Raw genomic sequence first — 25,384 nt, forward strand, 5'->3', positions numbered from 1 at the left:
TCGCCATGACAATAACTCCACAACAACTGATCGCGCTGCTACCGCTGCTGATCGTCGGATTGACGGTGGTGGTTGTGATGCTCTCCATTGCGTGGCGACGCAATCACTTCCTGAATGCCACGCTGTCGGTCATCGGCCTGAATGCCGCGTTAGTCTCACTCTGGTTTGTTGGCCAGGGCGGGGCGATGGACGTCACGCCGCTGATGCGCGTTGACGGTTACGCCATGCTGTATACCGGGCTGGTGCTGCTGGCGAGCCTGGCAACCTGTACCTTTGCTTACCCGTGGCTTGAAGGCTACAACGACAACAAAGAAGAGTTTTACCTGCTGGTACTGATTGCCGCGCTGGGCGGCATTCTGCTGGCGAATGCCAACCATCTGGCCGCGCTGTTCCTCGGTATTGAGCTGATCTCTCTGCCGCTGTTCGGCCTGATTGGTTACGCCTTCCGTCAGAAGCGCTCTCTGGAAGCGAGCATCAAGTACACCATTCTGTCTGCTGCCGCGTCATCCTTCCTGCTGTTTGGTATTGCGCTGCTGTACGCTCAGTCCGGTAACCTCTCCTTCATGGCGCTCGGCAAGAGCCTCGGCGACGGCATGCTGCATGAGCCGCTGCTGCTGGCGGGTCTGGGCATGATGATCGTTGGCCTCGGCTTCAAGCTCTCTCTGGTTCCGTTCCACCTGTGGACGCCAGACGTATACCAGGGTGCGCCTGCACCGGTCTCTACCTTCCTGGCGACGGCGAGCAAAATCGCTATCTTCGGTGTGGTCATGCGTCTGTTCCTGTACGCCCCGGTGGGTGATAGTGAAGCCGTTCGCGTGGTGCTGGGCATCATCGCGTTCGTCTCCATCATCTTCGGTAACCTGATGGCGCTGAGCCAGACCAACATCAAGCGTCTGCTGGGCTATTCGTCCATCTCTCATCTGGGCTACCTGCTGGTGGAGCTGATTGCGCTGCAGAGCGGTGAGATGTCGATGGAAGCCGTAGGCGTGTATCTGGCCGGTTACCTGTTCAGCAGCCTCGGCGCCTTCGGCGTGGTGAGCCTGATGTCCAGCCCGTACCGTGGTCCGGATGCCGATTCACTGTTCTCCTACCGTGGTCTGTTCTGGCACCGTCCAATTCTGTCCGCGGTAATGACCGTGATGATGCTCTCTCTGGCGGGTATCCCGATGACGTTGGGCTTTATCGGTAAGTTCTACGTGCTGGCCGTCGGTGTGCAGGCGCACCTGTGGTGGCTGACTGCCGGTGTCGTTATCGGCTCCGCGATTGGCCTCTACTACTACCTGCGCGTGGCCGTGAGCCTGTACCTGAGCGCGCCTCAGCAGCTCAACCGTGATGCTCCAGGCAACTGGCAGTACAGCGCCGGTGGTATCGTAGTGCTTATCTCCGCGCTGCTGGTGCTGATCTTCGGTATCTATCCGCAGCCGCTGATTGATATCGTGCAGCGAGCGATGCCATTAATGTAAAAACAAAAAACCCGCCTCGGCGGGTTTTTTATGGTTTGCGCCCTCTCCCTGTGGAAGAGGGATGGGGTGAGGGCACCAGCCCGCACAGAACCTAAGCCAGCTGCTTCCTGCTTATAAGCGGCCCGCCAATCTTCTTCATCGAACGATCCAGCACTTCCTCAATCACCGACGACAGCTCGTTCAGCTCAAACTTCGCCACGTACCCGTCCGCCTTCACCTTGCGAATATGATCTTCGTTGGCGTTGCCGGAAAGGGAGGAGTGGATCACTACCGGAATATCCTTCAGAACCGGGTCGGTTTTGATTTTGCGCGTCAGCGTAAATCCGTCCATCTCCGGCATTTCGAGGTCGGTCAGCACCAGAGCGATCTTATCGGTGATCGGCACGCCCTCAGCCTGTGCCTGTTCGGCCAGCACGCCAATTTTTTCCCACGCGTCTTTGCCGGTGATGTGCAGCTGCGCTGGGATCTCCATCGCCTGCAGACCTTTCTCCAGCATCGAACGCGCCACTTTGGAATCTTCCGCCACAATCGCGACTGCGCCCGGCTTGATGTTGAACTTGGTGGTTTTCAGATTGGTGGCGTGCAGATCGTGGTTGGCCGGGGTGATGTCATAGAGGATCTGCTCAACGTCCAGCACCATCGCCAGATCGTTGGTATCCGTTTTCTCATCCAGGCAGGCAATGCTGGTGATATAGCGGCCGCTGACGGCGGTCTCCGCGGCGTGCACCTGCTTCCAGTCCAGACGCATGATGTTTTCAACCGACTCCACGGCAAAGGCCTGTACGCTGCGGGCATATTCGGTGATAAGCAGGATGTTCAGCCCGGTGGTAGGCTTACAGCCCGCCACGGCGGCCAGATCGATCACCGGGATCACCTGATCGCGAATATTCACCATCCCCATCAGCGGTGATTTCATCCCGGCGGGTTTTGTGAATTCCGGCATCGGCACAATCTCACGCAGCTTAAAGACGTTAATGCCAAACAGCTCGGATTTATTTTCGTTCAGAGAGGTGCCAAGACGGAACAGCAACAGTTCAAAACGGTTCGACAGGGTGAGATTCGCCCTGTCATCAATATCTTTCTGGAAATTATCCATTCTACCCTCGAGAGAAATGCTGACCTTTTAATCGTTATCGGCATCCTGAGAGAAAAATGAAGGGCTAAACGCTGACCTTAGCGAAATCTTCGGCCAGCTCACACGCCGGGAACACCGCCAGGCACTCTGCCAGCAGGCTTGCACACCCCCGCGCGTCGTAGCGGGAACTGACGTGAGTGACGATCAGCCTTCCGACGCCTGCGTCGCGGGCAAGCTGCGCCGCCTGACGCGTTGAGCTATGGCCGCGGCCGTTGGCTTTCTCTTCCATCGCCGTTTCCAGTGTGGCTTCGTGCACCATCACGTCAACGCCCCGGGCAAGCTGAAGGGCGGCAGGGCACGGGGCCGTGTCGCCAAAGATAGCCAGCTTCTTGCCCGGCTCGGGCGCGGCGAGATAATCCTGACCGTTGATGACACGACCGTCCTCCAGCGTGACGGTCTCGCCGTGCTTCAGGCGCTGGAACAGCGGTCCGGGTTTTACGCCCGCGGCCATCAGCGCGGCGGCGTCCAGCGCGCCGGGTTTGTCATGCGCTTCAATGCGATAGCCATAGCACTCAACGGGATGATTCAGCGGCTGAGCGCTCACCTTATAATCACCGTCATCGAAAACCAGGCCTTCGCTAATCTCAACGATCTCCAGCGGATAATCCGTCCATGACCCGCTCAGGCGCAGCGCGGTTTCAACAAATTCACGCACACCCGCAGGCCCGTAAATCGTCAGCGGATTGGCGTTGCCGGCCATGGAGCGGCTGCACAGCAGGCCCGGCAGGCCAAACAGATGGTCGCCGTGCAGGTGAGTAATAAAAATTTTATCCAGCTTGCCGGGGTGATACGCGGTGTGCAGCAGCTGATGCTGCGTCCCTTCACCGCAGTCAAACAGCCACAGCCCGCCGCGGGTGGGGTGCTTAAGATCCAGCAGAATTGCCGTCACGTTTCGTGAGCGGGTTGGCACGCCAGCGGACGTACCCAGAAAAATCAGTTCCATAACGCAATCAGCCCTTTGCCGAACGGGGAGGGGTTTAGTATAACGTGGTGAACCCCAGGAAGGAGAAAGAGATGATCCAGTGGCAAGATTTACATCATAGTGAGCTCACCGTTCATTCGCTCTACGCGCTGCTTAAACTGCGCTGCGAAGTGTTTGTGGTTGAACAGACGTGCCCGTATCAGGACATCGACGGCGATGACCTCGTTGGCGAAAACCGCCATATCCTCGGCTGGAAGGATAACGAGCTGGTGGCGTATGCGAGGATTCTGAAAAGCGAGGACGATGTCGAGCCCGTGGTGATAGGCCGGGTCATTATCAGCGGTCACGCGCGGGGTGAGAAACTGGGCTATCAGCTGATGGAAAAAACGCTGGAGTCATGCCAGAAACAGTGGCCTGACAAGGCGTTATACCTGGGCGCGCAGGCGCACCTGCAATCCTTCTACGGTCATTTCGGTTTTATGCCGGTCACAGACATCTACGACGAAGACGGTATTCCGCACATCGGCATGGCGCGGGAAGCGAAACAGGCGTAATGGCGCGTCGTTGTCTATAGTTAGCGGACTGGTGTACTAACATGGAGAAAAATATGTCATTTCAATCCTGGGATACCCGTATCGACGACGACCTGACCTTACTGAGCGAAACGCTGGAAGAGGTGTTACGTTCCTCGGGCGACCCTGCCGATCAGAAATATATCGAGCTGAAAGCCCGTGCCGAGCAGGCGCTCCACGACGTAAAAAACCGCGTCAGCCATGCGTCTGATACTTACTACTACCGCGCCAAAAAAGCGGTTTATCGTGCCGATGATTACGTCCATGAAAAACCGTGGCAGGGCATTGGGGTGGGCGCAGCCGTAGGGCTGGTGCTGGGTCTGCTGCTGGCCCGTCGTTAAGCCGTTTAACCACTCCCTATACGTGGGTACTGATATTTCTTATGGTACCCCGTATAATATGAGGTTTTAACAGGGAGAGGTTCGCGTGAATTCGATTTTCCTCGCGCTGGAACAATTGCGTAGCCATCTTTCGCAAGCGTTACCTGCCACATCCGGCCTGCGTCATTTCGACGTCTCTTTCCCGTTAAACGATGCCTTCGATCCCCTCGCCTGGCTGGGCGAGCAGCAGTGCTATCCCCAGTTTTACTGGCAACAGCGTAACGGCGATGAAGAGCTGGCCGCGCTGGGAGCGGTGGTCCAATTCTCCTCTCTGGCGTTAGCCTCGCAGTTTTTAAGTGCGCAACACGCCCCTGAAGATACCCGTATCTGCGGCCTGAACGCGTTTAACCCGGAGCAGGGCAGCCTCTTTTTACCGCGTCTGCTGTGGCGACGTACCGCTGGCAACGCCACGTTGCGTCTGCAGCTGTGGAGCGACAGCTCGCTTGAGGACGATGCCGACACCGCGCGGGCGTTCTTACAGCAACTGCTTCCCGCCAGACCGATCCGTCCGCTCTCCGTGCAGGTTGAGCGCGAAACCCATCACCCGGAAAAACCGCAATGGCTTAGCCTTATCGGCAAAGCGACAGAGACGATTGCACGCGGTGATTTCGAAAAGGTCGTTCTCGCCCGAGCCACCGACCTGCAGTGTAAACAGCGCGTTAACCCCGTCGCGCTGATGGCCGCCAGCCGCGCCCTGAATTTAAACTGCTATCATTTCTGCATGATATTCGACGCCAGCAACGCGTTTCTCGGCTCCACGCCCGAGCGTCTCTGGCGGCGGCGCGGCAAGCTGCTGCGCACCGAAGCGCTGGCGGGCACCGTCGCCAGCCATACTGACGATAAACAGGCGCAGCGTCTGGGCGAGTGGCTGTTGAATGACGATAAAAACCAGCGCGAAAATATGCTGGTGGTGGAAGATATCTGCCAGCGTCTTCAACACCATACGCAGACGCTTGAGGTGTTGCCGGCTCAGGTCATCCGCCTGCGCAAAGTGCAGCACTTACGCCGCTGTATCTGGACCGAGCTCAAGCAGGCCGACGATGAGCTGTGCCTGCACGTGCTACAGCCGACGGCGGCGGTTGCCGGGCTTCCGCGACAGCCAGCGCGCGAGTTTATTCAGCACGTTGAACCCTTTAACCGCGAGTGGTACGCCGGTTCGGCCGGGTATTTATCCCCCGAACAAAGCGAATTCTGCGTGGCGCTGCGCTCGGCGCGCGTACAGGAAGACGCTCTGCGGCTTTACGCCGGAGCGGGCATTGTCAGCGGCTCTGACCCGGAGCAGGAGTGGCAGGAGATCGAAAACAAAGCCGCCGGATTGCGCTCTCTGCTCCTAAGGGATTAATACTGATTCGCGCAATCCCGATTCATATCAAAATTCCAATTTTTTCTATTATTTATACTGTGTCGCATTCTTGATACCGGACAATCTCATGTCAGTAAGTTCTTTTAACCGACGCTGGGCGGCGGTGATCCTTGAAGCCCTGACGCGCCATGGCGTCAGGCACGTGTGTATTGCACCGGGTTCTCGCTCAACGCCGCTGACGCTGGCGGCGGCTGAAAACCGGGCGTTTGTTCACCACACCCACTTTGACGAGCGAGGTCTGGGACATCTCGCGCTCGGGCTGGCGAAGGTCAGCAAAGAACCCGTGGCGGTGATTGTCACTTCCGGTACCGCCGTGGCGAACCTCTATCCGGCCCTGATTGAAGCCGGGTTAACCGGTGAAAAACTGATCCTGCTGACGGCCGACCGTCCGCCTGAGCTAATCGACTGCGGCGCCAATCAGGCCATTCGCCAGCCCGGACTTTTTTCTACGCACCCTTCGCAGACGGTTTCGTTACCGCGTCCCACCCAGGATATTCCTGCAAGCTGGCTGGTCTCCACCGTCGATCACGCCATGGCGACATTGCGCAGCGGGGCGCTGCATATCAACTGCCCGTTTGCCGAGCCGCTGTACGGCGAGCTGGACGATACCGGCCTTGACTGGCAGCGGTCGCTCGGCGAATGGTGGCAGAGCGAAAAGCCGTGGCTGCGCGAGCAGACGCATCTTGAGAGCGCGAAACAGCGCGACTGGTTCTTCTGGCGGCAGAAGCGAGGCGTGGTCATCGCCGGGCGCATGAGCGCCGCCGAAGGCAGGCTGGTCGCCGAATGGGCGCAAACCCTCGGCTGGCCGCTGATTGGCGACGTGCTTTCCCAGACCGGCCAGCCGCTGCCGTGCGCCGATCTCTGGCTGGGTAACGCGAAAGCGGTTACTGAGCTTTCGCAGGCGCAGATTGTGGTCCAGATCGGCGCAAGCCTGACCGGAAAACGTCTGCTGCAGTGGCAGGCGACCTGCACGCCGGAAGAGTACTGGGTGGTGGACGCGCTGGAAGGGCGGCTCGACCCGGCGCACCATCGCGGCCGTCGTCTGGTGAGCAAAATTGATAGCTGGCTGGAACTGCACCCGGCGGAAAAACGTCAGCCCTGGGCGGTGGCGATCCCTGAGCTGTCGCGTCAGGCGTGGGAAATCACCAAAGCGCGCTGTGAGACATTCAGCGAGGCCGGGCTGGCGCACCGTATTCGCCAATACCTGCCAGAACAGGGGCAGCTGTTTGTCGGTAACAGCCTGGTCGTGCGGCTGATCGATGCCTTTTCGCAGCTGCCGGTGGGCTACCCGGTGTACAGCAACCGCGGTGCCAGCGGCATCGACGGGCTGATCTCGACGGCGGCGGGGGTGCAGCGCGCCAGCGCGAAATCGACGCTGGCGATCGTGGGCGATCTCTCCGCGCTCTACGATCTTAACGCGCTGGCGCTACTGCGTCAGGCGTCCGCGCCGTTTGTGATGATTGTGGTCAACAACAACGGCGGGCAGATTTTCTCCCTGTTGCCAACGCCCCAGAGCGAGCGCGAGCGCTTCTACCTGATGCCGCAGAACGTGCAGTTTGAACACGCCGCGGCGATGTTCAGCCTGAAATACCATCGCCCGGAAAGCTGGGAACAGCTGGAAGCGGCGTTAAGCACCGCCTGGAAGCAGCCGGGCGCGACGCTGATTGAGCTGGTGGTGAACGAGGCCGACGGCGCGCAGACCCTGCAAAGCCTGCTGGCGCAGGTGAGCCAGCTGTGATCCTATCGGGTGTGCAGCAGGCCGGAACACCGGGCTATCCCTGGCTGGTCTTTTTGCACGGTTTTTCCGGCGACTGCCGCGAGTGGCAGTCTGTCGGGAAGCCACTCGGCGAGTATTCCCGGCTCTATCTTGACCTGCCGGGCCACGGTGCGTCCGGGGATATTGCCGTGACGGGGTTCGACGAGATGAGCACGTTACTTACCCGAACTCTGCTTAGTTACAACATACTGAACTACTGGCTGGTGGGGTACTCCCTCGGCGGCCGCATTGCGATGTTTCATGCCTGCCAGCAGCCAAAGGGGCTGCTGGGGGTGATCGTTGAAGGTGGACATCCGGGCCTGCAGGATGAGGATGAGCGTCACGCGCGGTGGACATCCGACCGCCGCTGGGCGACGCGTTTTCGCACCGAACCGCTGGAAAAGGTCTTTACCGACTGGTATCAACAGCCGGTATTTGCTTCCCTCACTGACCACCAGCGCAAGGCGCTTATCGCCCTGCGCAGCCAGAACAACGGCGCGACGCTGGCGAAGATGCTCGAAGCAACGTCGCTGGCCGTGCAGCCCGATTTGCGTGCCGCGATTAGCGTATGCAATTTCCCTTTTGACTATCTCTACGGTGAACGTGACCAGAAGTTCGCGGCCCTGGCCGCTGAACTGGACGCCGTTCGCCATGCGATTCCAAACGCCGGACACAACGCCCACCGGGAAAACCCCGACGCGGTTGCCGCGAGTCTGGCTCAGATACTGCGTCTTCGAATAAAGGACACTCTATGATCTATCCTGATGAACACATGCTTTATGCGCCGGTTGAATGGCAGGACTGCTCCGAAGGCTACACCGACATTCGTTACCACAAATCCGCCGACGGCATTGCCAAAATCACCATCAACCGTCCGCAGGTGCGTAACGCCTTCCGTCCGCTGACCGTCAAAGAGATGATTCAGGCCCTGGCGGATGCGCGCTACGACGACAGTATCGGCGTGATCGTGCTGACCGGTGAAGGCGAGAAGGCCTTCTGCTCCGGTGGCGATCAGAAGGTGCGCGGCGACTACGGCGGATACCAGGACGATGCGGGTACGCACCACCTGAACGTCCTCGATTTCCAGCGCCAGATCCGCACCTGCCCGAAACCGGTGGTGGCGATGGTGGCGGGCTATTCCATCGGCGGCGGCCACGTGCTGCACATGATGTGCGACCTGACCATCGCTGCTGAAAACGCCATCTTCGGCCAGACCGGCCCGAAAGTGGGCTCCTTCGACGGCGGCTGGGGTGCCTCTTACATGGCGCGCATCGTCGGGCAGAAAAAAGCCCGTGAAATCTGGTTCCTGTGCCGCCAGTACAACGCACAGGAAGCGCTGGATATGGGCCTGGTGAATACCGTGGTGCCGCTTGCCGATCTCGAAAAAGAGACCGTGCGCTGGTGCCGCGAGATGCTGCAAAACAGCCCGATGGCGCTGCGCTGCCTGAAAGCGGCACTTAATGCCGACTGTGACGGTCAGGCGGGTCTGCAGGAGCTGGCGGGTAACGCCACCATGCTGTTCTACATGACCGAAGAGGGTCAGGAAGGACGCAACGCGTTTAACGAAAAACGCCAGCCGGACTTCAGCAAATACAAACGGAACCCGTAATGCGTCGCGCGCAGGTTTACCGCTGGCAGATACCGATGGACGCGGGCGTGGTGCTGCGTGAACGGCGTTTAAAAACCCGTGACGGCTTCTTCGTGCATTTGCAGCAGGACGAGCAGGAAGGCTGGGGCGAGATTTCGCCTCTGCCGGGCTTTAGCCTGGAGTCGCTGGATGAGGCGCAGTCTGCATTGCTGACGTGGGTAAAGGCGTGGCGTGAGGGCGCAAACCCGGCATTACCGGACGCGCCTTCCGCCGCCTTTGGCATCAGCTGCGCGCTGGCGGAGCTGGACGGTAGCCTGCCGGAAGAGGCTAACTATCGCGCGGCACCGCTCTGCACGGGCGACCCGGACGAGCTGTTCGCGCTGCTCGCCGCCATGCCGGGCGAGAAAGTGGCGAAAATCAAAGTCGGTCTCTACGAAGCGGTGCGTGACGGCATGGTCGCCAACCTGCTGCTGGAAGCAATCCCCGATCTGCACCTGCGTCTGGATGCCAACCGCGCGTGGACGCCGCTTAAGGCGCAGCAGTTCGCCAGGTACGTCAACCCGGCGTACCGCAGCCGCATTGCCTTCCTTGAAGAACCGTGCAAAACCCGCGATGATTCGCGCGCCTTTGCCCGCGAAACGGGGATCGCCATCGCCTGGGATGAAAGCCTGCGCGAGGACGATTTTGAATTTGTCGCCGAGCCCGGCGTCAGCGCGGTGGTGATTAAGCCGACGCTAACCGGCAGCCTGGCGAAGGTGCGCGAGCAGGTCTCGGCGGCGCACGCGCTGGGGCTGAAGGCGGTGATCAGCTCGTCGATAGAGTCCAGCCTGGGGCTGACCCAACTGGCGCGCATTGCCGCCTGGTTAACGCCGGACACGGTTCCCGGCCTCGACACGCTGAACCTGATGCAGGCTCAGCTTCTCCGCGAGTGGCCTGCCAGCACGCTGCCGTGCCTCGACGCAGAGGCGCTGGAGCCGTTGCTATGAGTTTTACCGACTGGCCCTGGCGTCACTGGCGCGCGCTTTTTGCCGATAAACCGGCCCTGAGGCTGAATGATGAAGCGCTTACCTGGCAGCAGTTGTGCGCGCGCGTCGAGCGCCTTGCGGCAGGGTTTCACCAGCAGGGTGTGGCGGAGGGCGACGGCGTACTGCTGCTGGCCTATAACCACCCGCAAACGCTGCTGGCATGGCTGGCGCTGCTTCAGTGCGGGGCACGTATTCTTCCCGTTAATCCGCAGCTGCCGCGCCCGCTGCTCGACGTGCTGATCCCGCAGATGACGCTGCGCTTTGCGCTGGTGCTGGACGGCAGCTACGACGGCCTTCATGGCCTGAGCATGTGCGAGCCAGCGGATGCGTACTGCGCTGCGTGGCAGCCGTCGCGGCTGGCCACCATGACGCTCACCTCCGGCTCCACCGGGCTGCCGAAGGCGGCGGTGCATACCTGCGCCGCCCATCTTGCCAGCGCCCGCGGCGTGCTGTCGCTGATGCCCTACGGGGATAATGACGACTGGCTGCTTTCGCTGCCGCTGTTTCACGTTTCCGGCCAGGGAATTTTATGGCGCTGGCTGCAGGCCGGTGCGCGCTTAACCGTGCGCGAGAAGCAGCCACTGGAACAGGCGCTACGCGGCTGCACCCACGCCTCGCTGGTGCCGACCCAGCTCTGGCGTCTCCTGAATAGCGAAAGCCACATCGCACTGAAAGCGGTGCTGCTCGGCGGGGCGGCCATTCCCGTGACGCTGACGCAAAAGGCCCGGGAACAGGGCGTTCGGACGTACTGCGGCTACGGCCTCACCGAGTTTGCCTCTACCGTCTGCGCAAAAGAGGCTGACGGCGATCCGGACGTGGGCCGTGCGCTGCCGGGCAGAGAGGTGCAGGTCGTTAACGGTGAAGTCTGGATCAAAGCGCAGAGCATGGCTTCCGGCTACTGGCGGGACGGCGCGCTGATACCGCTGACCAACGCGCAGGGCTGGTTTGCCACTCGCGATCGCGGGGAATGGCATGGCGATCGTCTGACGATTTTAGGCCGCATGGACAATCTCTTTTTCAGCGGTGGAGAGGGGATCCAGCCGGAATCGCTGGAGCGCGTTATCGCCGCGCATCCGCAGATTAATCAGGTGTTCATCGTCCCGCTGGATGACGCCGAGTTTGGACAGCGTCCGGTGGCGGTGGTGGAGTGCGAGCCGGGAACGGATATCACCCGTTTCCCGACCTGGGTACAGGGCAGGCTGGCGCGCTTTGAGCAGCCCGTTCACTGGCTGGTGCTGCCGGCTGAGCTAAAAAATGGCGGGATTAAGATCTCCCGCCAGGCGTTAAAGCAGTGGGTCAATGCCCAGCTGTCCGTATAGTTAGCCGATATCCGGCTCCGGTTTGCGCTGGCGACGACGCAGCAGGCGCAACACCGGCGGCACCACAATAACCATGACCGCGAGCGCTAACAGAACCTTCGCGACGCTGCTGTCCCACAGTATCGACACATTACCGTTGCTGATGGACAGGGCGCGGCGCAGGTTCTGCTCCAGCATCTCACCCAGCACAAAGCCCAAAATCAGCGGAGACATTGGGAAGTGCATTTTTCGCAAGATGTAGCCGAACACGCCGAGGACCACCATGAGCACCAGGTCAAACGTGGTGCTGTGCACCGCGTAAACCCCCACCGCAGAGACGGCGGCAATGGCGGGCACCAGGAACCACAGCGGAATCGTCAGCATGCGGGTGAACAGCCCAATCAGCGGGATATTCATCACCAGCAGCATCACGTTAGCGATCAGCAGCGCGGCAATCAGCCCCCAGACAATATCAGGCTGCTCGGTAAACATCGCCGGGCCGGGCGTAATGTTATAGAGCGTCAGCGCGCCCATCATCACCGCCGTGGTGCCGGATCCCGGCACGCCCAGGGTCAGCATCGGGATAAACGAGCCGCAGGCCGAGGCGTTATTGGCCGCCTCAGGCGCGGCGACGCCGCGAATATCGCCTTTACCAAAGCTGTCGCTATTGCCGCTGAGCTTCTTCTCGGTCATGTAGGTGATGGCGCTGGCGATAGTGGCCCCGGCGCCCGGCAGGATGCCGACGAAGAAGCCAATCACCGACGAGCGCAGCGTGGCGCCGATGCACTGCGCGCCCTCTTTAGCGCTAAAGAGCATCCGGCCGGTTTTGCGCACCAGCGTCTGCCCGCTGCTGGTATGCTCCAGCATCAGTAAGATCTCAGAGACAGAGAACAGGCCGATCACGACGACAATGAACTGCACGCCATCGGACAGGTGAACGCTGTCGAAGGTAAAGCGATAGACCCCGGTGTTGGCATCCACGCCGACGGTGGCTAACCCTAAGCCAATCAGCGCGGATAAAAACGACTTCAGCGGATTTTGCGCCATCATGCTGCCGAGGCAGGCAATGGCGAACACCATCAGGGCAAAATATTCTGCCGGACCAAACGCCAGCGACCACTGGGCCAGCGCAGGAGCGAACAGAATGATGCCGCCAATGGCAATCAGTGAGCCAAAGAATGAACTGACCGCAGAGATGGAGAGCGCCACGCCGCCGCGTCCCTGCCGCGCCATTGGGTAGCCGTCCAGCGCGGTCATGATCGCTGCCGCATCCCCCGGCACGTTAAGCAGGATCGACGAAATGCGTCCGCCATATTCACAGCCGATGTAGACCGTTGCCAGCAGGATCAGCGCCGATTCCGCAGGCAGATGCAGGGCAAACGCCAGCGGGAGTAAAATCGCCACGCCGTTGATCGGCCCAAGGCCCGGCAGCAGGCCGACAATCGTGCCCACGAAACAGCCGATCAGGGCGATCACCAGGTTTTCCGGGGTCATCGCCACGGCGAACCCCTGCGAGAGGTAAATCCAGGTATCCATAGCGTGCTCCGTTAATTAAGCCAGGCGCCGAGCGGTAACGTCACGTCCAGCAGGCGGTCAAAGGCGTACCACAGTAAAATCCCCATCACCACGCCTGAGATCCCCGCCGCGGGGAGGGTGGCGTTAAACAGCATGCCGATGACCATCGCCAGAATGGTGGTCGCCACCGGGAAGCCGAGCCACTCAAAGCCCCAGGCATACATCAGCAGGACAATCACCATCACCAGCAGACGCTGCAGAATGCGACGCGGCGGCCACTCGACGGTATCAGGGTGGCGAAGCAGCAGCGCCACCGAGCAGAGCAGCATCAGGCCGACGATGCCCATCGGGAAGGGGCGGGGTCCCACGGGTTCATAGCTGTATTCGCTGTGGATCTGCCAGGCGACAAACATCCCGCCAACGCAGAGCAGCAGCCATATCCCGGCAAAAATACGATCGCTCATAGCGCCTCCGGTTATTTCGCCAGGCCAAAGGCTTTCGCCTGTTCGCGGTAGCCATTCACCTGTTTTTTGACGTACTCATCCAGTGGCTTACCGGTCAGGTTAAACTCAAACAGTCCGCGCAGATCGCGCTGTTTCTTAAACTCTTCGGTCTGCTGGAGCTTGTTGAACGCGTCGACCCACCACTGGTACTCGGCGTCGGTCACTTTTGGCCCGACGAAGAAGCCGCGGATGATCGGCCAGACCAGGTTATAACCCTGTTCTTTGGCGGTCGGGACGTTCGCCAGCTGGCCCGGCAGACGGTTTTCCGAGAAGACCGCCAGCACGCGGATTTTATCCCCGCTCAGGTACGGCACCATCTCGCTGAGATCGCCGGAAACGGCCTGAACGTGGTTGCCCATCAGCGCCGTGACCGGTTCGCCGCCGCCCTCAAAGGCCACGTAGCGCATCTTGTGCGGGTCAACCTTCGCCTGCTGGGCGAGAAGGGCCGCTTTCATCCAGTCCTGGCTGCCGATAGACGCCCCTGCGCCAATCACCACGCTGTTCGGATCTTTTTCCATAGCGGTCAGCAGATCTTTCAGGGATTTCCACGGGGAATCGGCACGCACGGCAATCATTCCGTAGTCGGTGCCGACGGTCGCCAGCCAGCGCACGTCGTCCACACCGTAGCGGCCAAACTTGCCCTGCGACAGGTTCAGCAGCGAGCCGCCGGAGAAGGCCACCACCGTTCCCGCTTCCGCCGGACGTTGCGCGACTATCGCGTTATAGGCCACCGCGCCCACGCCGCCTGGCATGTAGGTGACGCGCATCGGTTTCTCAATGGCCTTCGTCTCCAGCAGGCTGACCTGAATAAGCTTGCAGGTGAGATCGAAACCGCCGCCCGGTTTGGCCGGGGCGATACATTCGGTACGGGACGGAGCGTCCTGGGCCTGAACGACAGAGGTACTCAACAGCAACACGCTTGCAGCAAGGGTAGAAAGTAATTGTTTTTTCATCGTTTATCCTCACGCCGGGGGTACGGGTCTTTTTTTCTGATTATGTGAACCACCTTGTAGCGGTTCCGTTGCGTGATTGTTAAAACAATAACCTTTCATTTCCCTTTCAACGGGACACCAACTTTACAGGATGTGACATGCGTCTCTTACTCGCAGAAGATAATCGTGAGCTGGCTCACTGGCTGGAGAAAGCGCTGGTGCAGGAAGGCTTTGCCGTGGACTGCGTCTCCGACGGACGTGCCGCCGACCATCTGCTGCAGGGTGAAAACTACGCGGTCGCTATTCTGGACATCGGCATGCCCGGTTTTGACGGCCTGGAAGTGGTCCACCGCCTCAGAAAACGGGGGCAGACGCTGCCGGTGCTGTTTCTTACCGCCCGCAGCAACGTGGCGGATAGGGTGAAGGGACTTAACGCCGGGGCAGATGACTATCTGCCAAAACCGTTTGAGCTGGAGGAGCTTGACGCGCGTCTGCGCGCCCTGTTGCGCCGAAGCGAGGGTCGAACGCAGGAGCGCCAGCGCCTTGGGGAGCTGGAGTATGACGACGAGGGCTTTTTCCTGCTGCGCGATGAACCGCTTTCCCTGACGCCGCGGGAGCTCTCCCTGCTGAAAGTGCTGATGCACCGCCGGACCCGTCCGGTTTCACGACAGCAGCTTTTCGACCAGGTGTTCAGCCTGAACGACGACGTCAGCCCTGAAAGCATCGATCTCTATATTCACCGGCTGCGTAAGAAGCTGACCGGCAGCGGCGTGCGGATCACCACCCTTCGGGGGCTTGGGTACGTGCTGGAGTGCGGCGATGAGGTGGGTTAAGCCGCAGTCGCTCTATCTGCAGCTGCTGCTTTTCCTGGGTCTGCCGCTGCTGCTGCTGTGGGGATTGTCGGCCTTTAACAGCTACGTTAGCGCGCTCCAGGCGGCCACGCAAGCCTACGATCGCACGCTGTTATCCTCTGCCCGCACCATCTCCGAGCGGCTGGAGGTGCGCAACGGCAGGCTGGCGGTCGACGTGCCCTGGGTGGTGCTCGACAGCTTTGAGCTCAACATGAACGACCGGCTCTACTATAAGGTGGTCGACCCCGACGGACGGGTGATCTCCGGCTATGACGATCTGCCGAAGATGCCGCCTGCGACGTCGCGCACCACGCTCTATCCGGCGCTGGCCTGGTTTTACCACACCGAATATCGCGGCCAGGCGATTCGGGTGGCGCGCCTGCTGCAGCCCGTCAATGAAGATAATGTTTTTGGCATGGCGGAGATTTACGTCGCCGAGACGCTCCAGTCCCGCCGCTATCTCGCCAGCCAGCTGCTCTTTTCATCCTGGGTTTCACAGGGGTTGCTGGTGCTGCTGACGCTGGTGCTGACCGCATGGCTGCTGCGCCGCGCGCTGCGCCCAATGCGCCAGCTTTCGTCACTGATGGTGCGGCGCGAGCCGGGCCTGCTCGCACCGCTGCCGGAGCTGCTGCCCTGGTCCGAGACCCGGCTGCTCATAGTCGCCTTTAACCGCTATATCGACCGGCTGCGCGGCGTGCTTTCGCGTCAGGAACGCTTTAACGCGGATGCGTCGCACCAGCTCAAAACGCCGCTGGCGGTGCTTAAAACCCAGGTCTCCGTGGCCCTCGCGCGTCAGGATCCCGCCCTGTGGCAGGAGAGCCTGCGGGCAATGAATGTCACCCTGGACGACACTATCGTACTCACCGAGCGGCTGCTGCAGCTTTCAGCGGTGAAGGGAAAAGAGCAGGGGGATCGTCATTTTACGCCTGTGGATCTGGTTCAGGTGGTGCAGAACTGCTGTTTTTCCCGGCTGGCGCAGGCGCGGAGCAAGGCGATCGATTTGGGATATGACGGTGTACAGCAGCCGGTCACGATCGAAGGCGATGACGTTCTGCTGGGCGAGCTGTGCGCCAACCTGCTGGAGAACGCGATTAAATATACGCCTGCAGGCGGGACCGTGACCGTTTTCCTGCGCGTGGATGGCGGCGCCGTTGAGCTGAGCGTTGAGGACAGCGGCCCCGGCATTGAAGAGGATCAGATCTACCAGGCGATGCAGCCTTTCCACCGTCTGGACAACGTCGGGAACGCCGCCGGTTCCGGGATTGGGCTGGCGCTGGCGGCGGATATCGCCCGGCTGCACCGCAGCCATTTGCAGCTGACTCGCAGCGAAACGCTGGGTGGCCTTTGCGTCAAAATGCGCTTTCTGCTGCTTACGTAAAAAAGCCGGGGGTTTCAAATCGTTACAATCTTCCTGTCCGCCGCACGCAGAGTGCTTGATCCCCCGGAGACTCAGGTTAAAATCTCGCGGTTTTGGGGACTTCTCTATAATTATGCAGGATCGCGACAATGAAAAAAGTGGCATTACTGGGCCTCGGCCTGATGGTTGTATCTGCGGCGGCTAACGCCATTAGCATTAATGGTTCGGCGGGTCAGGACTATACCCACCTCGGTTTTGGCATGGGTACTGACACCTCCGGTCTGGCAATGACCGGCGGCTGGACGCACAACGATGACGACGGCGACGCGGCAAGCCTCGGCCTCGGTCTGAATATTCCTCTTGGCCCATTCCTGGCCACCGTTGGCGGTAAAGGTATCTACACCAACCCAAATGACGGTGATGAAGGGTACGCAGCGGCAGTGGGCGGCGGCCTGCAGTGGAAAATTGGCGACAGCTTCGGCCTGTTTGGCGAGTACTACTACTCTCCGGATTCCCTCTCCAGCGGTATCGACAGCTATGAAGAAGCCAACGCCGGCGCGCGCTGGACCATCATGCGTCCGATTACCATCGAAGCGGGCTACCGTTATCTGAACCTGGCCGGTAAAGACGGCAACCGCGATAACGCGCTGGCTGACGGCCCGTACGTGGGCGTGAGCGCAGGCTTCTAATCGTTCCGGCGCGGCGTTCCGTCGCGCCAGTTTCTCTCATCTCCACCCCGCGTTTGCGCTATAGTGTTTTGACCAAATAAGCGGGAGAACACAATGATTAACGTGGAGATGTTATCCACCGGCGACGAAGTGCTGCACGGACAGATTATTGATACCAATGCTGCCTGGCTTGCCGATCTTTTCTTTGAGCAAGGATTACCGTTAACGCGCCGCAATACCGTGGGCGACAATCTGGAGTCACTGGTCGCTGTTCTGCGCGAGCGCAGTGAACAGTGCGACGTGCTGATCGTGAACGGCGGGCTCGGCCCCACCGGTGACGATCTCAGCGCGCTGGCCGCCGCGACCGCAAAAGGCGAAGGGCTGGTGCTGCACGAGGCGTGGCTTTCGCAGATGGAACGCTTCTTCTCCGAACGTGGCCGCGTCATGGCCCCCAGCAACCGCAAGCAGGCTGAAATTCCCGCCAGCGCCGAGCTGGTTGATAACCCGGTCGGTACCGCCTGCGGGTTTGCCATGCAGCTGAACCGCTGCCTGATGTTCTTCACGCCGGGCGTGCCTTCCGAATTTAAGGTGATGGTTGAGCAGCAGATCCTGCCGCGCCTTCGCCAGCGTTTTACTCTGCCTGAACCTCCGCTGTGCCTGCGCCTGACCACCTTTGGCCGCTCGGAAAGCGATCTGGCCCAGAGCCTTGACCACCTTCCGCTGCCGCCGGGCGTCTCCATGGGTTATCGCTCCTCTATGCCGATCATTGAACTCAAATTAACAGGACCGGCCACGCAGAAAGAGGCGATGCTGGCCCTGTGGCCTGAGGTGCAGCGCGTGGCGGGCGAAAGCCTGATTTTTGAAGGGACGGAAGGGTTGCCTGAGCAGATTGCAAAACATCTGCAGACTCGCCAGCTCAGCGTGACCTTAAGCGAGCAGTTCACCGGTGGCCTGCTGGCGCTGCAATTGTCGCGCGTCAACGCCCCGCTGCTCGCCAGCGAAGTTGTTCCGTTTCAGCAGGAGACCCTGGCGCAAACCGCCCGCTGGGCTTCCGAAAGAAGGGTGAAGCATTTTGCCGGTCTGGCGCTGTTTGTCGGCGGGCTGGATGAGGATTACCTCAACTTCGCGCTGGCGACGCCGGAAGGCACCTGGGCGCTGCGGGTAAAAATGAGCATCACCCGCCACAGCCTGGCGGTGCGTCAGGAGGTGTGCGCCATGATGGCGCTGAATATGCTGCGCCGCTGGCTCAACGGCAAAGAGGTCGCCAGCGAGCACGGCTGGATTAACGTTGTCGAGTCGCTGTTCGTTGAGTAATGCCTGTGCCGGGGTCTTTCGCCCCGGCAACGTTCAGCCCAGCGCTTTCGCCAGCAGGGTAATCGGATGTTCGCAGCGCTTGCTGGTGGACATCTCAATCTGCCATTTACAGGTTTCGCAGTCCGTCACCACGATATCCGCGCCGCTCTCTTCAATCTGGCGGAACAGCGGGGCGCCAATTGCCTGCGAGGTTTCGTAGTTTTCACGCTTAAAGCCGTAGGTGCCTGCGATGCCGCAGCAGCGCGAATCCAGCACCGTCAGCTCCAGCCCCGGAATTAACCGCAGCAGCTCCAGCGTATAAAGCGACCAGCCCATTTTCTCCATATGACACGGGGTGTGATAGACCACCTTCAGCGGCAATGTTCCCAGCGGCAACGTCTTTCCGCTGTCCAGCTTGCGCCAGAGGAAGCGCGTCGCCAGCTCGATATGCTCGCGCAGTCCGGCGTTATCCACGTCCAGCAGGTGCGGATACTCATCGCGCAGGGTGAAGGTGCAGGTGGACGACGTCGCCAGCACCGGCATGCCTTTATCGACAATCGCTTCGCGCAGGGAGGTGACGTTGCTTTTGGCCTGCCTGCGCGCTTTATCGGTAAACCCGTTGGCAATCAGCGGCACGCCGCAGCACTTCTCTTTGCTAAGCAGCTGTACGCCGGTTCCCATGGCGTTGAGCACCTTCAGCAGGTCTTTTCCCAGCTGCGGGTGGTTGTAGTTCACATAGCAGCCGTGGAAAAAGGCTACCCGATCGTCGTACTGCGCCTGCTGCTCCGCGACGGTTTTATACCAGCGACGGAAGGTGCCGTGAGAATATTTTGGCAGGCTGCGGTGATGGTCTATTTTAAGCGTGGCATCCAGCAGCTGACGCACCGGCTTGAGTGAGGTTGCGGCATTCACCAGCGGGGCAAACGGCGTGGAGACGCTGCCCATCAGATCGGTATGGCTCAGGATCGCATCGCGCAGTGTCGGCTTTTGCGTGCTGTAGCGCGCCCGGGCGCGCTGGATGATGTCGCCGATTTTCACGTCCGACGGGCAGGCGACCTCGCAGCGCTTGCAGTTGATGCAGTATTTCAGCGCCTCGTCGTACAGCCTGCCGTCCTTCAGGCGCAGGCGCTCGCCGTCAGGCCCGGCCTGCTTTGGCCCCGGGTAGCGCGGGTTTACGCCGCTGACCGGGCAGACGGTGGTACAGACCGTGCATTTAATGCAGCTTTCGAAACGGGTGTCGTTCATTGTTCAGCCTCCACGCGCTGGATAATCTGCTCGGCTACATACAGCGCCGTGACGGCGCAAACCCCGCCGCCGCATCCCTGGGGGATCGGATCGTATCCGCCCAGCAGCGAGCCGATGGCAAAAAGATTACCGACGGGCATACCGGAAAGCTGCGGATGTAGCCGGTTATCGACAATTACGCCAAACTGCTGCCAGGGCTGCGGCGTGAAGAAATCACACTGATACCAGTCCGCGCGGGAAGCGGTTTGCCGCACATCCAGCCCCATAATCGCTTCCCGGATGCCCTCCCGGCTGCTCAGCAGCCCGTTGCTGAAGAAGCTCCCGCTCGCCAGCACCGTATAGCGGGCGCGAAGCGGAATATCCTCGTGGTTGCGCGTCCAGATTTCGTTCACCGCGCCGTCGGTCAGGGTGATTTTTTTCACCTCGTCACCCGCCATCCACACGCCGCCCTGCGCAACAAACTGGCGCTGAAGCTGGGTGTGCAGACGAATGCCGGGTACGGAAGGGGGAAGCGTCGGCAGTAAACCGAGAGTGCAGGGCAGACGATCTGAGAGCCAGCGCCAGAGCCGGTTGTCGTTTAAACCAAAGCAGGCGGGCATTAACAGGGCATCGCAGGTTTCACCGAGCGGCCTGAGCGCGTCATACAGCAGCGGCCATTTGTCCTCGTTATCCAGAAAACGGGCGATATTCACCGCGCGAAACTCGCTCGGGTTATCGCGCAGGATATCCAGCTCGGGCAGCTCTATTTCTGCCGTGTCGGCGTTGATGCCCTGGCGACAGAGCGAGGCCGCCGCGAGATGGGGTTGAAAATCCAGAAAGCCGCTGATACCCACCACCCGCACTCGTCCCGCGCTGACGGGGGCCACGGGGACTTCCTCCGGGCTGAGCCACGCGGAGCGCAGGGTGCCGAGCGGCGTGATGCGCTGGTGATTTTGCCTGGCGCTTCCCTTCAGACGCGCGCCGCAGCCCGCCAGCAGCGCTTCGGCTTCCAGCGCAAAGCGGTCAATATGCTGCGCGCCAACCAGGTGATAGGGGTGCTCCGGCGGCAGCCTGTCGCGGTACGCTTCGTCCACCAGATCCAGCGATCCCGACGAGAAGTGCAGGGCGCTCTGGCCGCGGGTGATAATGGCGCAGCGCAGCCCCTGCTTCGTGAGTTTGATGCCGCAGAGCAAGCCTGCCAGCCCGCCGCCGACGATTACGGTATCAAATTTCATCGTGTTGCTCCTTCTCCAGGCCGCAAAGCGCCTGATAGACCCAGCGGGTAAATTCGCTTTCGCGCAGGGCATCGCCCCAGGCGACAGGCTGAATGCCTTTCCAGCGCTCGTTCAGAAACGCGCTGAGCTGATCGAGCGACTGGGTGGCGGTGGTGGTATGAAAACGCTGCAGCAGCCCGGCGGCACGGCAGGCGCACAGCTCGCCCTGACAGGTCCCCATTCCGACGCGGGTGCGGCGGCGGAGATCCAACAGGCTGTTGACCGTCAGGTTCTCTACCGCGTACTGCACTTCGCCTGCGGTAACGGCTTCGCACTCGCACACCAGGCTGCGGCTCAGTCGTACTTCACCGAGCCACTGCGGCGTTCTGTCGCCGTGGCGGTAGATGGCCGAACCGCGCAGCGGCGCGGGCAGGGAGATGATTTTTTGCAGCGTTTTTTCGGTAGACTGGCGCGATCCCGGCAACGGCTGTTCTGCGGTAACGCACGGTTCGGTATTTCCGAGCTTGCGGCAGACGGCATCGGTCGCCCACTCGGCCATCAGCCGGTAGGTCATCAGCTTGCCGCCGGTAATGGTGATAAACCCGTCCATGCCGTCGCGCTCGGCGTGATCGAGCAGCACGATGCCCCGGCTGACGTTACGTCCGCTCGGATCGTTATCGCTGGCGACAAGGGGACGCACGCCCGCGTAGGCGCGCAGGATACGCGTCTGCGCCATCACCGGCGCCAGCTTTTCCCCTTCGCGCAGCAGAATATCCACTTCTTCGGCGGTGACCCGGTTGACGTCAATGTCGCTGTAGTCAACGTGCGTTGACGTCGTACCGATGAGCGAAATGGTGTCGCCCGGCACCAGAATGTCGGCGTCAGACGGTTTGCGGCAGCGGTTGATGACGTGGTTATTGATGCGGTGGTCAAGGATCAGCAGCGAACCTTTGGCCGGGAACATGCGGATGGATAAGTCGGCGTATTCCGCGATGCGCTGGCCCCAGATCCCCGCCGCGTTGACCACCACGGCGGCGTGCAGCTCGCTGTGCTCGTTGTACTGTGTATCAAACACCCGCACGCCGCAGATGCGATGACCCTCGCGGATAAGCCCGGTCACTTCATGTCCGGTCAGAATGCGCGCGCCATGCTCGCGGGCGTCCAGCATGTTGGCGGCGGTCAGGCGGAACGGATCGACGGTGCCGTCAGGCACCTTCACCGCGCCGATCATTGTCGGGTTCACCGACGGCTCCAGCCGCCGGGCCAGCGCCGGATCCATAGCCTCAGCCTGAATGCCCGCTGCAGTACAGGCGGTTATGAAGGTTGACTGAAAGGCGAGGTCATCTTCGGGAAGGGTAATAAAGAGGCCGTCGGTCGGCTCTATGCAGTGTCGGGCGATACGCTTGAGGATCTGGTTTTCAGCGATACATTCGCGCGCGGATTCACCGTCGGTGACCGCATACCGCGCGCCGCTGTGCAGCAGGCCGTGGTTACGTCCCGTCGCGCCGGTGGCGATATCGTGGCGCTCCAGAAGCGTGACGCTTAAGCCGCGAAGGGCGCAGTCGCGTGCGATGCCGGCGCCGGTTGCGCCACCGCCAATGATAATCACATCGCTGTAGCGTGGATCGTGAATTGTCATTGCCTTTCCTCTATGTTCGTTTTTTAGCATTTAGCCACATAGATCGTGTGGTTTGTTTGATTTCGAACATAAACGCGCGAAATTCGAAACTGAAACGTGATTTCATGCGCTTTTTTGCGCATTCTGTCATATTTCTGTAACAATCTGTGCGTTGATTCACAGTAACAAACCGCATGTTTTTTTAACATCCCCGCCTCTGTAACCGGGCGCGAGATGCCTGGTCATTTTTTGAAAGGCCACGGAGGCTGTTATGCTCAGTATCTTCAAACCTGCGCCACATCGGGCGCGACTGCCAGAGGCAGAGATCGATCCTCTCTACCGCCGTCTGCGTTGGCAAATCTTCCTCGGGATCTTCTTCGGGTATGCGGCGTACTATCTTGTACGTAAAAACTTTGCGCTCGCCATGCCGTATCTGGTGGAGCAGGGCTTCTCTCGCGGCGACCTGGGCTTCGCGCTGTCGGGGATCTCCATCGCCTACGGTTTTTCTAAATTCATCATGGGTTCCGTGTCGGACCGTTCGAATCCGCGCGTGTTCCTGCCCGCCGGTCTGATCCTCGCGGCAGCGGTCATGCTGTTCATGGGCTTTGTGCCGTGGGCGACGTCCAGCATTGCCATCATGTTCGTGCTGCTGTTCCTCTGCGGCTGGTTCCAGGGGATGGGGTGGCCACCGTGCGGACGTACCATGGTGCACTGGTGGTCGCAGAAGGAGCGTGGCGGCATTGTGTCGGTGTGGAACTGCGCGCATAACGTCGGGGGCGGGCTTCCACCTCTGCTGTTCCTGCTGGGGATGGCCTGGTTCAACGACTGGCACGCGGCGCTCTACATGCCTGCCTTTGGTGCTATTCTGGTGGCGATTATTGCCTTCGCCCTGATGCGCGACACGCCGCAGTCCTGCGGGCTGCCGCCAATCGAAGAGTACAAAAACGACTATCCGGATGACTACAGCGAGAAGCACGAAGAAGAGCTGACCGCGAAACAGATCTTCATGAAGTACGTGCTGCCGAACAAGCTGCTGTGGTACATCGCGGTGGCGAACGTGTTCGTATACCTGCTGCGCTACGGCATCCTTGACTGGTCCCCGACCTACCTGAAAGAGGTGAAGCACTTCGCGCTGGATAAATCCTCCTGGGCGTACTTCCTGTATGAATATGCCGGGATCCCGGGCACGCTGATTTGCGGCTGGATGTCGGACAAAGTGTTTAAAGGCAACCGCGGCGCAACGGGCGTGTTCTTTATGACCCTGGTGACCATCGCGACTGTCGTTTACTGGCTTAACCCGCCGGGTAACCCATCAGTAGACATGGCCTGTATGATCATTATCGGCTTCCTGATTTACGGCCCGGTGATGCTGATCGGTCTGCACGCGCTTGAGCTGGCGCCGAAAAAAGCGGCGGGCACGGCGGCAGGCTTTACCGGTCTGTTTGGCTACCTCGGTGGTTCCGTCGCGGCGAGCGCTATCGTGGGCTACACCGTTGACTTCTTCGGCTGGGACGGCGGCTTTATGGTGATGATCGGCGGCAGCGTGCTGGCGGTTCTGCTGCTGGTTGTTGTGATGATCGGCGAGAAACGTCACCACGCGGAAGTGCTGGCGCGTCGTCAATAAGGAGCATTGCGATGAAATTAACTCCATTAACCACCGGCCTGCTGCTGGCAGGCCTGATGACTGGCTCTGCCCTGGCGGCCGATAAAATCGTTATCGCCCACCGCGGTGCCAGCGGCTATCTGCCGGAGCATACGCTGCCGGCGAAAGCGATGGCCTATGCCCAGGGGGCGGATTACCTGGAGCAGGATCTGGTGATGACGAAGGACGACCAGCTGGTCGTCCTGCATGACCACTATCTTGACCGCGTCACGGACGTGGCGGAGCGTTTCCCGGACCGCGCGCGCAAAGACGGTCGTTACTACGCCATCGACTTTACCCTGGATGAAATTCGCTCTCTGAAGTTTACCGAAGGCTTTGAGATTGAAAACGGCAAGAAGGTGCAGGTCTACCCGGGACGCTTCCCGATGGGCAAATCTGACTTCCGGATCCATACCTTCCAGGAAGAGATTGAGTTTGTTCAGGGGCTGAACCACTCGACCGGTAAAAATATCGGTATCTACCCGGAAATCAAAGCGCCGTGGTTCCACCATCAGGAAGGGAAAGACATCGCCGCGAAGACGCTGGAGGTGCTGAAACAGTACGGCTACACCAGCAAGAAGGACAAAGTCTACCTGCAGTGTTTTGATGCCGCCGAGCTGAAGCGCATCAAAACCGAGCTGGAGCCAAAGATGGGGATGGATATCAATCTGGTGCAGCTGATTGCCTACACCGACTGGAATGAAACCCAGGAGAAGCAGCCGGACGGGAAGTGGGTGAACTACAGCTACGACTGGATGTTTAAGCCGGGTGCGATGAAGCAGATTGCGCAGTATGCCGACGGCATCGGGCCGGATTATCACATGCTGGTGGCGGAAGGCTCAACGCCTGGCCACGTGAAGCTGACGGCGATGGTGAAAGAGGCGCACGCCAGCAAGATGCAGGTGCATCCGTACACGGTGCGTGCCGACCAGCTGCCGCCATATGCCACCGATGTGAATCAGCTTTACGAGGTGTTGTATAAGCAGGCGGACGTGGACGGGCTGTTTACGGATTTCCCGGATAAAGCGGTGACGTTCTTAAAATAGAAAAAGGGCCGTAAGGCCC

Annotated in this window: 23 protein-coding genes; 15 read left to right on the forward strand and 8 right to left on the reverse strand. The window is 60.3% G+C overall.

Features of this window, described 5'->3' with window-relative positions; genetic code table 11:
- The first annotated feature begins 5 nt into the window (after positions 1-5).
- Entirely contained in the window at positions 6-1,463 is a 1,458-nt protein-coding gene (gene nuoN / locus IM291_RS07610) for an NADH-quinone oxidoreductase subunit NuoN (RefSeq protein WP_192986485.1), read from the forward strand.
- A 91-nt stretch (positions 1,464-1,554) separates the two neighbouring features.
- Here the strand turns inward: nuoN and IM291_RS07615 are convergent, their stop codons facing one another.
- Both IM291_RS07615 and rbn read right to left on the reverse strand, forming a co-directional pair.
- Positions 1,555-2,559: a chemotaxis protein gene (locus IM291_RS07615; RefSeq protein ID WP_192986487.1), complete on the reverse strand. Its 1,005-nt coding sequence runs from the start codon at positions 2,557-2,559 to the stop codon at positions 1,555-1,557.
- A 64-nt stretch (positions 2,560-2,623) separates the two neighbouring features.
- Positions 2,624-3,541 carry a ribonuclease BN gene (gene rbn, locus IM291_RS07620; protein ID WP_028013926.1) on the reverse strand — a complete coding sequence of 306 codons (918 nt, stop codon included), beginning with the start codon at positions 3,539-3,541 and terminating at the stop codon, positions 2,624-2,626.
- A 71-nt stretch (positions 3,542-3,612) separates the two neighbouring features.
- On the opposite strand from rbn, the gene IM291_RS07625 reads away from it, so the two are divergent.
- From IM291_RS07625 to menE, 8 genes are all read left to right on the forward strand, one after another.
- Positions 3,613-4,074, forward strand: a complete 462-nt coding sequence (locus IM291_RS07625; RefSeq protein ID WP_069733486.1) for a GNAT family N-acetyltransferase — start codon at positions 3,613-3,615, stop codon at positions 4,072-4,074.
- A gap of 53 nt (positions 4,075-4,127) precedes the next feature.
- Positions 4,128-4,433: a stress response protein ElaB gene (elaB, locus tag IM291_RS07630; RefSeq protein ID WP_028013924.1), complete on the forward strand. Its 306-nt coding sequence runs from the start codon at positions 4,128-4,130 to the stop codon at positions 4,431-4,433.
- An 85-nt stretch (positions 4,434-4,518) separates the two neighbouring features.
- Positions 4,519-5,814, forward strand: coding sequence for an isochorismate synthase MenF (menF, locus tag IM291_RS07635; RefSeq protein WP_192986489.1), 1,296 nt, complete (start codon positions 4,519-4,521; stop codon positions 5,812-5,814).
- 88 nt (positions 5,815-5,902) lie between these two features.
- Complete coding sequence (gene menD, locus IM291_RS07640) at positions 5,903-7,573, forward strand: 2-succinyl-5-enolpyruvyl-6-hydroxy-3-cyclohexene-1-carboxylic-acid synthase (RefSeq protein WP_192986491.1); 1,671 nt, start codon at positions 5,903-5,905, stop codon at positions 7,571-7,573.
- A complete protein-coding gene (gene menH / locus IM291_RS07645; protein ID WP_192986493.1) occupies positions 7,570-8,346 on the forward strand; it encodes a 2-succinyl-6-hydroxy-2,4-cyclohexadiene-1-carboxylate synthase in 777 nt (258 codons plus the stop codon). Before menD ends, menH begins: the two co-directional genes overlap by 4 nt.
- The gene (menB, locus tag IM291_RS07650; RefSeq protein WP_028013920.1) at positions 8,343-9,200 is read left to right on the forward strand and encodes a 1,4-dihydroxy-2-naphthoyl-CoA synthase; all 858 of its coding nucleotides are present in this window, start codon (positions 8,343-8,345) and stop codon (positions 9,198-9,200) included. Before menH ends, menB begins: the two co-directional genes overlap by 4 nt.
- Complete coding sequence (gene menC, locus IM291_RS07655; protein ID WP_192986494.1) at positions 9,200-10,165, forward strand: o-succinylbenzoate synthase; 966 nt, start codon at positions 9,200-9,202, stop codon at positions 10,163-10,165. The genes menB and menC overlap by 1 nt, the downstream gene beginning before the upstream one ends.
- Entirely contained in the window at positions 10,162-11,523 is a 1,362-nt protein-coding gene (menE, locus tag IM291_RS07660; protein WP_192971268.1) for an o-succinylbenzoate--CoA ligase, read from the forward strand. The genes menC and menE overlap by 4 nt, the downstream gene beginning before the upstream one ends.
- On the opposite strand, the gene IM291_RS07665 is transcribed toward menE, so the two are convergent.
- The 3 genes from IM291_RS07665 to IM291_RS07675 are packed head-to-tail and all read right to left on the reverse strand — an operon-like array spanning position 11,524 to position 14,473.
- Positions 11,524-13,038, reverse strand: a complete 1,515-nt coding sequence (locus tag IM291_RS07665; protein WP_041908947.1) for a tripartite tricarboxylate transporter permease — start codon at positions 13,036-13,038, stop codon at positions 11,524-11,526. It abuts the gene before it with no gap.
- Positions 13,039-13,049: 11 nt separating this feature from the next.
- Positions 13,050-13,481, reverse strand: a complete 432-nt coding sequence (locus tag IM291_RS07670; protein ID WP_192986496.1) for a tripartite tricarboxylate transporter TctB family protein — start codon at positions 13,479-13,481, stop codon at positions 13,050-13,052.
- 11 nt (positions 13,482-13,492) lie between these two features.
- Positions 13,493-14,473, reverse strand: coding sequence for a tripartite tricarboxylate transporter substrate binding protein (locus tag IM291_RS07675; RefSeq protein ID WP_028013916.1), 981 nt, complete (start codon positions 14,471-14,473; stop codon positions 13,493-13,495).
- 137 nt (positions 14,474-14,610) lie between these two features.
- On the opposite strand from IM291_RS07675, the gene tctD reads away from it, so the two are divergent.
- From tctD to IM291_RS07695, 4 genes are all read left to right on the forward strand, one after another.
- Entirely contained in the window at positions 14,611-15,285 is a 675-nt protein-coding gene (gene tctD, locus IM291_RS07680) for a transcriptional regulator TctD (protein ID WP_028013915.1), read from the forward strand.
- Positions 15,272-16,681 (forward strand): sensor histidine kinase, encoded by a 1,410-nt coding sequence (locus IM291_RS07685; RefSeq protein WP_192986498.1) that lies wholly within the window; start codon positions 15,272-15,274, stop codon positions 16,679-16,681. Before tctD ends, IM291_RS07685 begins: the two co-directional genes overlap by 14 nt.
- 128 nt (positions 16,682-16,809) lie before the next feature.
- Positions 16,810-17,349 (forward strand): YfaZ family outer membrane protein, encoded by a 540-nt coding sequence (locus tag IM291_RS07690; protein ID WP_028013913.1) that lies wholly within the window; start codon positions 16,810-16,812, stop codon positions 17,347-17,349.
- A 93-nt stretch (positions 17,350-17,442) separates the two neighbouring features.
- Positions 17,443-18,642, forward strand: coding sequence for a nicotinamide mononucleotide deamidase-related protein YfaY (locus IM291_RS07695; RefSeq protein WP_041908955.1), 1,200 nt, complete (start codon positions 17,443-17,445; stop codon positions 18,640-18,642).
- Positions 18,643-18,675: 33 nt separating this feature from the next.
- Here IM291_RS07695 and glpC read toward each other — a convergent pair whose 3' ends face one another.
- From glpC to glpA, 3 genes are read right to left on the reverse strand one after another with little or no spacing between them, the layout of a single operon-like run.
- Complete coding sequence (gene glpC / locus IM291_RS07700) at positions 18,676-19,866, reverse strand: anaerobic glycerol-3-phosphate dehydrogenase subunit GlpC (protein WP_049000405.1); 1,191 nt, start codon at positions 19,864-19,866, stop codon at positions 18,676-18,678.
- On the reverse strand, positions 19,863-21,080 hold the full coding sequence (glpB, locus tag IM291_RS07705; protein WP_192986500.1) for a glycerol-3-phosphate dehydrogenase subunit GlpB: 1,218 nt from the start codon (positions 21,078-21,080) through the stop codon (positions 19,863-19,865). The genes glpC and glpB overlap by 4 nt, the downstream gene beginning before the upstream one ends.
- Positions 21,070-22,698 carry an anaerobic glycerol-3-phosphate dehydrogenase subunit A gene (glpA, locus tag IM291_RS07710; protein ID WP_192986502.1) on the reverse strand — a complete coding sequence of 543 codons (1,629 nt, stop codon included), beginning with the start codon at positions 22,696-22,698 and terminating at the stop codon, positions 21,070-21,072. Before glpA ends, glpB begins: the two co-directional genes overlap by 11 nt.
- Positions 22,699-22,948: 250 nt before the next feature.
- Here glpA and glpT point away from each other — a divergent pair, with 250 nt between their 5' ends.
- Together glpT and glpQ are read left to right on the forward strand one after the other, a co-directional pair.
- A complete protein-coding gene (gene glpT, locus IM291_RS07715; RefSeq protein WP_049000399.1) occupies positions 22,949-24,301 on the forward strand; it encodes a glycerol-3-phosphate transporter in 1,353 nt (450 codons plus the stop codon).
- Positions 24,302-24,312: 11 nt separating this feature from the next.
- Positions 24,313-25,365, forward strand: coding sequence for a glycerophosphodiester phosphodiesterase (gene glpQ, locus IM291_RS07720; RefSeq protein WP_192986503.1), 1,053 nt, complete (start codon positions 24,313-24,315; stop codon positions 25,363-25,365).
- The last annotated feature ends 19 nt before the right edge of the window (positions 25,366-25,384 follow it).

The organism is Enterobacter cloacae complex sp. P27C (genome assembly GCF_014895705.1).
In the GTDB taxonomy this organism is placed as follows: Bacteria; Pseudomonadota; Gammaproteobacteria; order Enterobacterales; family Enterobacteriaceae; genus Enterobacter; species Enterobacter bugandensis.

Coding starts and splice junctions, on each gene's coding strand:
- nuoN (WP_192986485.1), top strand. CDS start 6: ATGACAATAACTCCACAACAACTGATCGCGCTGCTACCGCTGCTGATC.
- IM291_RS07615 (WP_192986487.1), bottom strand. CDS start 2,559: ATGGATAATTTCCAGAAAGATATTGATGACAGGGCGAATCTCACCCTG.
- rbn (WP_028013926.1), bottom strand. CDS start 3,541: ATGGAACTGATTTTTCTGGGTACGTCCGCTGGCGTGCCAACCCGCTCA.
- IM291_RS07625 (WP_069733486.1), top strand. CDS start 3,613: ATGATCCAGTGGCAAGATTTACATCATAGTGAGCTCACCGTTCATTCG.
- elaB (WP_028013924.1), top strand. CDS start 4,128: ATGTCATTTCAATCCTGGGATACCCGTATCGACGACGACCTGACCTTA.
- menD (WP_192986491.1), top strand. CDS start 5,903: ATGTCAGTAAGTTCTTTTAACCGACGCTGGGCGGCGGTGATCCTTGAA.
- menB (WP_028013920.1), top strand. CDS start 8,343: ATGATCTATCCTGATGAACACATGCTTTATGCGCCGGTTGAATGGCAG.
- menC (WP_192986494.1), top strand. CDS start 9,200: ATGCGTCGCGCGCAGGTTTACCGCTGGCAGATACCGATGGACGCGGGC.
- menE (WP_192971268.1), top strand. CDS start 10,162: ATGAGTTTTACCGACTGGCCCTGGCGTCACTGGCGCGCGCTTTTTGCC.
- IM291_RS07665 (WP_041908947.1), bottom strand. CDS start 13,038: ATGGATACCTGGATTTACCTCTCGCAGGGGTTCGCCGTGGCGATGACC.
- IM291_RS07670 (WP_192986496.1), bottom strand. CDS start 13,481: ATGAGCGATCGTATTTTTGCCGGGATATGGCTGCTGCTCTGCGTTGGC.
- IM291_RS07675 (WP_028013916.1), bottom strand. CDS start 14,473: ATGAAAAAACAATTACTTTCTACCCTTGCTGCAAGCGTGTTGCTGTTG.
- tctD (WP_028013915.1), top strand. CDS start 14,611: ATGCGTCTCTTACTCGCAGAAGATAATCGTGAGCTGGCTCACTGGCTG.
- IM291_RS07685 (WP_192986498.1), top strand. CDS start 15,272: ATGAGGTGGGTTAAGCCGCAGTCGCTCTATCTGCAGCTGCTGCTTTTC.
- IM291_RS07690 (WP_028013913.1), top strand. CDS start 16,810: ATGAAAAAAGTGGCATTACTGGGCCTCGGCCTGATGGTTGTATCTGCG.
- IM291_RS07695 (WP_041908955.1), top strand. CDS start 17,443: ATGATTAACGTGGAGATGTTATCCACCGGCGACGAAGTGCTGCACGGA.
- glpC (WP_049000405.1), bottom strand. CDS start 19,866: ATGAACGACACCCGTTTCGAAAGCTGCATTAAATGCACGGTCTGTACC.
- glpB (WP_192986500.1), bottom strand. CDS start 21,080: ATGAAATTTGATACCGTAATCGTCGGCGGCGGGCTGGCAGGCTTGCTC.
- glpA (WP_192986502.1), bottom strand. CDS start 22,698: ATGACAATTCACGATCCACGCTACAGCGATGTGATTATCATTGGCGGT.
- glpT (WP_049000399.1), top strand. CDS start 22,949: ATGCTCAGTATCTTCAAACCTGCGCCACATCGGGCGCGACTGCCAGAG.
- glpQ (WP_192986503.1), top strand. CDS start 24,313: ATGAAATTAACTCCATTAACCACCGGCCTGCTGCTGGCAGGCCTGATG.